Origin of the sequence: Martelella sp. UBA3392 (assembly GCF_002358775.1) — a bacterium.
GTDB lineage: Bacteria > Pseudomonadota > Alphaproteobacteria > Rhizobiales > Rhizobiaceae > Martelella > Martelella mediterranea.
On record NZ_DEPM01000076.1, the window covers coordinates 1 to 7,001 of the forward strand.

Annotated in this window: 7 protein-coding genes and 1 pseudogene; 3 read left to right on the forward strand and 5 right to left on the reverse strand. The window is 63.1% G+C overall.

Features of this window, described 5'->3' with window-relative positions:
* Nucleotides 1-197, reverse strand: a pseudogene (locus B4E36_RS05780) (leucyl aminopeptidase family protein); the annotation flags it as partial.
* Nucleotides 198-321: 124 nt separating this feature from the next.
* Between B4E36_RS05780 and B4E36_RS05785 the strand changes: the two are divergent.
* Complete coding sequence (locus tag B4E36_RS05785) at nt 322-1,116, forward strand: tetratricopeptide repeat protein (RefSeq protein ID WP_292059182.1); 795 nt, start codon at nt 322-324, stop codon at nt 1,114-1,116.
* Nucleotides 1,117-1,131: 15 nt separating this feature from the next.
* Here the strand turns inward: B4E36_RS05785 and B4E36_RS05790 are convergent, their stop codons facing one another.
* The 4 genes from B4E36_RS05790 to B4E36_RS05805 all read right to left on the reverse strand — a co-directional run bounded on the left by B4E36_RS05790 (nt 1,132) and on the right by B4E36_RS05805 (nt 4,839).
* Entirely contained in the window at nt 1,132-1,998 is an 867-nt protein-coding gene (locus B4E36_RS05790) for an SDR family oxidoreductase (RefSeq protein ID WP_292059180.1), read from the reverse strand.
* The gene (gene queG, locus B4E36_RS05795; protein WP_292059178.1) at nt 1,989-3,128 is read right to left on the reverse strand and encodes a tRNA epoxyqueuosine(34) reductase QueG; all 1,140 of its coding nucleotides are present in this window, start codon (nt 3,126-3,128) and stop codon (nt 1,989-1,991) included. The genes B4E36_RS05790 and queG overlap by 10 nt, the downstream gene beginning before the upstream one ends.
* A gap of 63 nt (nt 3,129-3,191) precedes the next feature.
* The gene (locus B4E36_RS05800; protein ID WP_230719542.1) at nt 3,192-3,884 is read right to left on the reverse strand and encodes a glutathione S-transferase family protein; all 693 of its coding nucleotides are present in this window, start codon (nt 3,882-3,884) and stop codon (nt 3,192-3,194) included.
* A 115-nt stretch (nt 3,885-3,999) separates the two neighbouring features.
* The gene (locus B4E36_RS05805) at nt 4,000-4,839 is read right to left on the reverse strand and encodes an undecaprenyl-diphosphate phosphatase (protein WP_292059174.1); all 840 of its coding nucleotides are present in this window, start codon (nt 4,837-4,839) and stop codon (nt 4,000-4,002) included.
* Nucleotides 4,840-5,033: 194 nt separating this feature from the next.
* On the opposite strand from B4E36_RS05805, the gene B4E36_RS05810 reads away from it, so the two are divergent.
* A complete protein-coding gene (locus B4E36_RS05810) occupies nt 5,034-5,441 on the forward strand; it encodes a DUF805 domain-containing protein (RefSeq protein ID WP_292059173.1) in 408 nt (135 codons plus the stop codon).
* Nucleotides 5,442-5,540: 99 nt separating this feature from the next.
* Entirely contained in the window at nt 5,541-6,827 is a 1,287-nt protein-coding gene (locus tag B4E36_RS05815) for a lytic murein transglycosylase (protein WP_345900103.1), read from the forward strand.
* Nucleotides 6,828-7,001: the final 174 nt, after the last annotated feature.

Below are 7,001 nucleotides of genomic sequence, written 5' to 3' on the forward strand. Positions count from 1 at the left end.
GCGCCAAGGCCGCCATCGCCGCCGGGAACCAGCAGGAACTCTCCCTCGTTTCCCGCAAAGCCGGCTGCGCTCGCAAAGGCGCGGATGCTATCCGGCAGCTTGTCCGTCTCGCCCTGGACAAGCGCGTGGAGCGGCCTTGTGGCCGCGTCGGCGGGACAGAAGGGAAGGGGGCGGGCGATATACTGGAAGTGCGGCATGTGGCTTTGCTCGATCTGGTCTTTCCGCATACTTTCGCGCGAAAAAACTTTCTGTAAAGTAACCAAGGGCGGTGGACGGTGATTCCATACGCCGATCGAGGCGCTGAGAACAGACGGAGATTGCATGAAAACGAACAATCCCACCGGCCATGCATCGCGCGCGGCGATCCTGCTCGCCGCCGGCCTTGTTGCCCTGGCGGGTTGTGCCAGCGTGCGCGGCGGCGGCATCAACACTTCCGGCTACCGCATGGCGGAAGATTTCGCCGGGCTTTCGCTGTCGCAGCAGGCTGAGGTGAGCTACCGGCTGGAAAGCGCCTATCTTTCCCGTCCCGGCCGGCTGAACACCGGCATCGAATATTCGGAATATCTCAAGGCGACCGGCGATTACAAAAAGGCCAATGAGGTGATGCGGCAGGTGGCCGCCCTCAACCCCGGTTCCGGCGAGGCACAGCTTTTCTATGCCAGGTCCCAGGCGGCGCTCGGTTATTATCCGGATGCGCTCAGAACCGTGCGGCAGGCTGCAAGCCTCAGCCCCAATGACTGGCGCGTCTATAACGAAGAGGGCACGATCCTCGATCAGATGGGCCAGCCGATGGAAGCGCGGATGCGCTATCGCAAGGCGCTCAGCCTGTCGCCGAACAATCCCGATGTGCTGTCGGCGATGGCGACCTCCTATGTGCTGACGCATGATCTGCCGTCGGCCGAAAACTTCCTCCGCGAGGCCGTGAACCAGCGCAATGCCAGTTCCGATGTCCGGGTCAATCTCGGGCTGGTTCTGGCGCTTCAGGGCAAGCAGGAAGAGGCCCAACGGGTGGTCACCGCCGGCGTTTCGGCCGATGAGGCGCAGCAGAACCTCGCAGCGCTCGCAGCGGCCACCGCGCCGGGCGGGGCCTGGGAGCAGTATGCTGTCGGGATGTAGGCGGCGCGGGCGGCGTCAATACGCCCGCATATCCCACAATTGCTTCAGCGACTGCCGGTAGTTCGGAAACTCGAATTCGTAGCCGAGTTTGCGCAGCTTGGCATTGCTCACCCGCTTGTTCTCGCCCCAGAACGACCGCGCCATCGGGGTCATGTCGGCCTCTTCGAACGGCACTTCCGGCGGTGGCTCGATGCCCATCAGCCGTGCCGCTTCGGTGATCACGTCCTGCGGGGGGGCCGGTTCGTCGTCGGTGACGTTGAAGATGCCGCCGATCTCGCGCTCGGCCAGAAAGGCCACGGCATAGGCGATATCCTCCACGCGGATGCGGTTGAACACCTGACCCTTCTTGATCACCCGTTGCGCCGTTCCATCCATCAGCTTGCGGAACGGGTTGCGGCGGGGGCCGTAAATGCCGGAAAGCCGGAGAATGGCGACCGGAAGCCCGTGTTTCGCGCCGGTTTCCAGCCATTGCTGCTCGGCGGCCAGGCGCTGTTTCGAGCGTTCCGATGTTGGCCGGCATTCGGAGGTCTCGTCCACCCATGCGCCGTCATGATCGCCATAGACGCCGACGGTCGAGAGATAGCAGAGCCATTGCAGGTCCGGCAGTTCGCTATGCGCCGTGCTGCTGGCGATGTTCAGCAGGCTGTCGCCGTCGGGGCCGGGCGGGATCGATTGCACCAGATGGGTGACACAGGACAGCTTGTGGCCGAGCGCGGGATCTATGGTCTTGCCGTCGAAGACGAAGGCCTCCATGCCGCAATGGCCGAGGTCAGCTGCCTTTTCCGCGCTGCGCGTGGTGCCGGCGACCTGGCTGGCGGAGGGAGCAAGTGCCGTGGCGATCGCCTTGCCGGAATATCCGGCGCCGAAAATCATCAGATGCATAGCGTCTCCTCCTCGCGTTGCCATTCGTGGCGGACGGTCTCATCACTCTCATGTAAGCGTGTTCTTGCCAATGCGGCAAATTCTTTTCCGGGCAGAAGCCGCGCCAGCGCCCAGACCGCCATGGCGCGGACGGCCGCGCTGTCGTCATCGATCAGGAGGCGGCAGAGCGGAGCGAGCGTGGCGTCGCCGCTGTTGCCGGCGGCGATCAGACAGTTGCGGACGAAACGGTCGCGACCGATCCGCTTGATCGGCGAACCGGTGAAGAAGGCGCGGAAGGCGGCATCGTCGAAGCCGAGAAACTGGGACAGGCGCGGGGCCTTCAGGTCGTCGCGCGCGATCAGCTTCATCTCCGAGGATTGTTCGGCGAACTTGTTCCAGGGGCAGGCGGCGAGACAGTCGTCGCAGCCATAGATGCGGTTGCCCATCGCTTCGCGAAACTCCAGCGGGATGACGCCGTGATGCTCGATGGTGAGATAGGAAATGCAGCGCCGCGCATCGAGACGGTAGGGGGCCGGAAAGGCGTTGGTCGGGCAGACGTCGAGGCAGGCGCGGCAGGAGCCGCAATGGTCTCGTTCGGCGGCATCGGCCGCAAGGTCTTCGGTGGTGAAGATCGAGCCCAGGAACAGCCATGAGCCGAATTGCCGGCTGACCAGATTGGTGTGCTTGCCCTGCCAGCCGATGCCGGCCTTTTCGGCAAGCGGCTTTTCCATCACCGGCGCGGTATCGACGAACACCTTGACGTCGGCCCCGCTGCGGGCGGCGAACCGTCCGGCGATCTGCTTCAGCTTTCCCTTGATGACGTCGTGATAGTCGCGGTTTCGGGCATAGACTGAGATATTGGCGCGGTCCTTCCGTTTCAGCAGAGGCCTCGGGTCGTCTTCCGGGCCATAATTCATCGCAAGCATGATGACGGAACGGGCCTCCGGCCAGAGCTTCAGCGGCGAGGACCGGCGTTCGAATGTTTCCGCCATCCAGGCCATCTCGCCGTAATGACCCTTGGCGATGCCTTCGGCGAGCGCCTGCGCCGCCTCAGGCATATCTTCGGCGCGCGCGATCCGGCATGCGGAAAAGCCTTGCGAGAGGGCTTCTTCGCGGAGGAACTGTTTCAGCTTTTCGGTACGCTCATCCATGCCACCGCCATTTTGTTGATCGCCCCATAGGACGATGCTTTCCCAAAGGTGGCGCGTTGCGGCCTAAAAATCCAGATCGGCGTAGTGAGAAACCGGCACCACGCCGCGCACCCGGTCGGCGAGCAGCGCCCGGAAGGCGGGGCGGGATTTCAGACGCTGGTACCATTCCTTGGCGGCGGGCGTCTCGTCCCAGTTGATTTCGCCGAGATAATCGAGCGCGGAGATCGCGCCGCCGGCGGCAAGGTCGGCATAGCTCATCCGCTTGCCCGCCAGCCATCCCCGGCTGCCGGCAAGCCAGGCGACATATTTCATATGCTGGCGGATATTGGCGCGGGCCGCCCGCAGCACGCGCGAATCAGGCGCGCCGCCGCCATATTCGGTGCTCATCTGCAGCTTGTAGACCCGCTCGCGGCACAGCGGATGGGTGACGTCCTGTTCGAGCTTCAGCAGGAACCATTCGGTGAGCCTTCGGATTTCGGCGCGCTGGAACGGCTCTTCCGCCAGCAGCCGGCGTTCGCGCTGGAGCACGCCATGAGTCTCGTCCATGAATTCGGCGATCACGAACGGGCCACAAAGCGCCCGCATATTGTCATCGACATAGACGGGCAGCGTGCCGGCGGGATTGGCCGTCAGGAAGGCCTTGCGTTTTTCCCATGGCCGCTCCTCGATCATGTCGACCTCGAAGGCATATTCGCCGATCACCAGGCGAATGAAGCGTGAGGCGGCGGACATCGGGTGGTGATAGAGCGTAGACATCTGGCTTCCGTCGCGTAGGTCACGGATCGACGCCCGGCCAGAAGCCGCGACACGACCCGATCACGTGATTGTTTGCGGCCCATCTAACCACCGAAGGATTAATGATGGGTGACCGTCAGCCAACAGGACTGATCACACCGAGTCCGAGCAGGACCAGAAGGCCTGCGCCGAGCGCCACCCGGTAGTAGACGAACGGCATGTAGCTGCGGGTCGAGACCAGCCGCAGGAAGAAGACGATCACGGCGTAGCCGACGAAGAAGGCGATCGCGGTGGCAAGCGCCGTTGCCCCCCAGCCGACCGGATTATCCTCGCCGATGCTCTTGAAGAGCTGGTAGAAGCCGGAGCCGAAAACGGCCGGCACGGCCAGCAGAAATGAATAACGCGCCGCCGCCTCGCGGGTGTAGCCGAGCAGCAGCCCGGCGCTGATCGTGCCGCCAGACCGCGACACGCCCGGTATCAGCGCCATCGCCTGGGCAAAGCCAAAGAGAATGCCGTCGCGCCAGCTCAGTTGCTCCAGCCGGATGCGCTTGGCGCCGATCCGGTCGGCGATCCCCATGATAATGCCGAAGATGATCAGCATCGCGGCGGTGATGTAAAGATTGCGCAGCGAGGTCTCGATTTCATCCTTGAACAGAAGGCCCAGGATGACGATCGGCAGCGAGCCGATGATGATCAGCCAGCCCATCCGCACGTCGGCCCTGTCGTAACCGCTGCCGAGCCGCAGATTGTGGCCGAGCCAGGCCTTGGCGATCCGCATGATATCGGACCAGAAATAGACCAGCACGGCGAGTTCGGTGCCGATCTGGGTGATGGCGGTGAAGGCCGCACCCGGGTCCGCGCCGGATGGCAGGAAAGCGCCGGCGATGCGCAGATGCGCGCTGGAGGAGATCGGAAGAAATTCCGTCAGCCCCTGCAACAGGCCCAGAAAGGCGGCCTCGATCCAACCGATAGTCATGAGTTTCAGCCGACCTCAAACTTTGACGACAAGGGCGTACGGCCGCGGGCGGCAAGGTGCCGGGACGCGGTCCCGTGCTTCCTATCCGAAGAGGGCGTGCTTGGGAAGAACGGAGCCGCAATATAGCGAATGCGCGCTTATTGCGCTCGTTGCGCACCGGGCGTAGTCTGATGCCGGGACAACAGGGGAAAATCATGTCGGAATCACAATCTTCGATCGTCGGTCGCGATCACCGCAATGTCGGTTTCGTCGAGGCGTTTCAGCTTACGTTCAAGAATTATGCCCTTTTCAGCGGACGGTCCTCGCGCGGGGCGTTCTGGTTCTGGGTGCTGTGGACGATCATTATCAGCGGCGTTCTCGGCGGAATTGATTCGGCCCTGTTCGGCAAGGTCGGCTATCTGCAGGGGCTCTGGAACCTGGCAACTTTGATTCCGTCGATCGCGATCTCCGCGCGCAGGCTTCATGATGTCGGCCGCAGCGGCTGGTGGCAGCTGATCGGCTTCACCGTGATCGGCCTGTTCGTTCTGCTTTACTGGTACTGCAAGCCCGGGCAGGAACAGACCAACGACTTCGGCGCCGATGTCGAGGCGGGACGGGCCTGAGAGCCACAAACGCCATCGTATTGCCCTGAAGCGGCCATAATTGATTTATCATTCGGTAACCCTGATGCCCGAGAATCCGCGCGAAAAGGAGAAGCCGGAATGACCAGATCACGCCCGTTCATGGCCGTACGCATCATTTGCGCCCTGTTTGCGATCGCGCTCGCCTTCCTTGCCGGGGCGGAATTCTCCTCCGTCGCCAACGCTTATGATAAAGCGAGCGTCGATCGTCAGTTCAGCCAGTGGCTTGCGACCGACATGCGCCAGGCGGCGCTGCGTTCCGGGGTATCGGCATCGGTTTACGACCGGGTGACGCAGGGGCTTTCGATCAACTGGTCGCTGCCGGACCTGGTGCCGCCGGGCACCAAGCCGCCGGCGCAGCGCAAACAGACGCAGCCGGAATTCTCCGAGCCCGGTCCCTATTTCAGCGAGAACAATCTCAACTATCTCGCAGTGAAAGGGCGTCAGCTCTACAATCAGTACAAGCCGGTGCTGGACCGGATCGAGGCGCGTTACGGCGTGCCGGGCCGCATCGTGCTCGCGATATGGGGCCGCGAGATGGGCTACGGCGCGGCGGAGGAGAAATACGACATTCTCCAGGTGCTCGGCACCAAGGCGTTCATGACAGGATCGCGTCAGGAGATGTTCCAGCGCGAATTCATCGCCGCGCTGCAGATCATCCAGAGCGGCGCGGCCCCGCTGGACAAACGCAAGGCGTCATGGGCCGGCGCCTTCGGCCAGCCGCAGCTGATGCCTTCCAATTTCATGAACTATGCCGTCGATTTCGACGGCGACGGCGTCATCGACGTCTGGGATTCGGTGCCCGATTCGCTCGCCACCATCGCCAAGCATCTGGCAAGCGATGGCTGGGAACGCGGGCGCGATTGGGGCTATGAGGCGGTGATCCCGGACAATGTCTCCTGCGCCCAGGAAGGGCCCGACAATGCCCGGGCGATTTCGGCCTGGACCAAGCAGGGCATCACCCGCGTCAACGGCAAGGCGTTTCCCGCCGAGGAACTGCGCAAGCCCGGCATGATGCTGGTGCCGCAGGGCCGCTACGGGCCGGAATTCATCGTCACGCCGAATTTCTACGTGCTCAAGGAATACAACAATTCCGACCTTTACGCCCTGTTCGTCGGCAACCTCGCCGACCGCATCCAGTACGGCATGGGCGCTTTTGCCCAGCCCTGGCAGCGCACCGGCACGCTGTTGCGCTCCGATGTCGCCGCCATGCAGCGCAAGCTCGAGGGCATGGGCTATGATGTCGGCGGCGCGGACGGCCTCGTCGGCTACAAGACCCGCCGCTCCATCGGCGACTGGCAGGCGAGAAACCGCGTCAGCCAGACCTGCTGGCCGACGCCAGCGCTGAAGAACGAATTGATGCGGTAGTTTCAGGGCTGCCGGGATTTGTGCTGAAGCAGATATTGCTTGAAGCAGTGGCCGCATAGCCCTCAATCAATCTCCCCCCTTGAGGGGGAGATGTCGCGAAAGCGACAGAGAGGGGTAAAGGGCGTAAGCCCTAAAAGCCGCAATCTCCGTGCTCTCGGATAGGGTTCACCCCTC

Excerpts from the sequence above, each read along its gene's own strand:
- B4E36_RS05785 (WP_292059182.1), top strand. The coding sequence starts at position 322 with ATGAAAACGAACAATCCCACCGGCCATGCATCGCGCGCGGCGATCCTG.
- B4E36_RS05790 (WP_292059180.1), bottom strand. The coding sequence starts at position 1,998 with ATGCATCTGATGATTTTCGGCGCCGGATATTCCGGCAAGGCGATCGCC.
- queG (WP_292059178.1), bottom strand. The coding sequence starts at position 3,128 with ATGGATGAGCGTACCGAAAAGCTGAAACAGTTCCTCCGCGAAGAAGCC.
- B4E36_RS05800 (WP_230719542.1), bottom strand. The coding sequence starts at position 3,884 with ATGTCTACGCTCTATCACCACCCGATGTCCGCCGCCTCACGCTTCATT.
- B4E36_RS05805 (WP_292059174.1), bottom strand. The coding sequence starts at position 4,839 with ATGACTATCGGTTGGATCGAGGCCGCCTTTCTGGGCCTGTTGCAGGGG.
- B4E36_RS05810 (WP_292059173.1), top strand. The coding sequence starts at position 5,034 with ATGTCGGAATCACAATCTTCGATCGTCGGTCGCGATCACCGCAATGTC.
- B4E36_RS05815 (WP_345900103.1), top strand. The coding sequence starts at position 5,541 with ATGACCAGATCACGCCCGTTCATGGCCGTACGCATCATTTGCGCCCTG.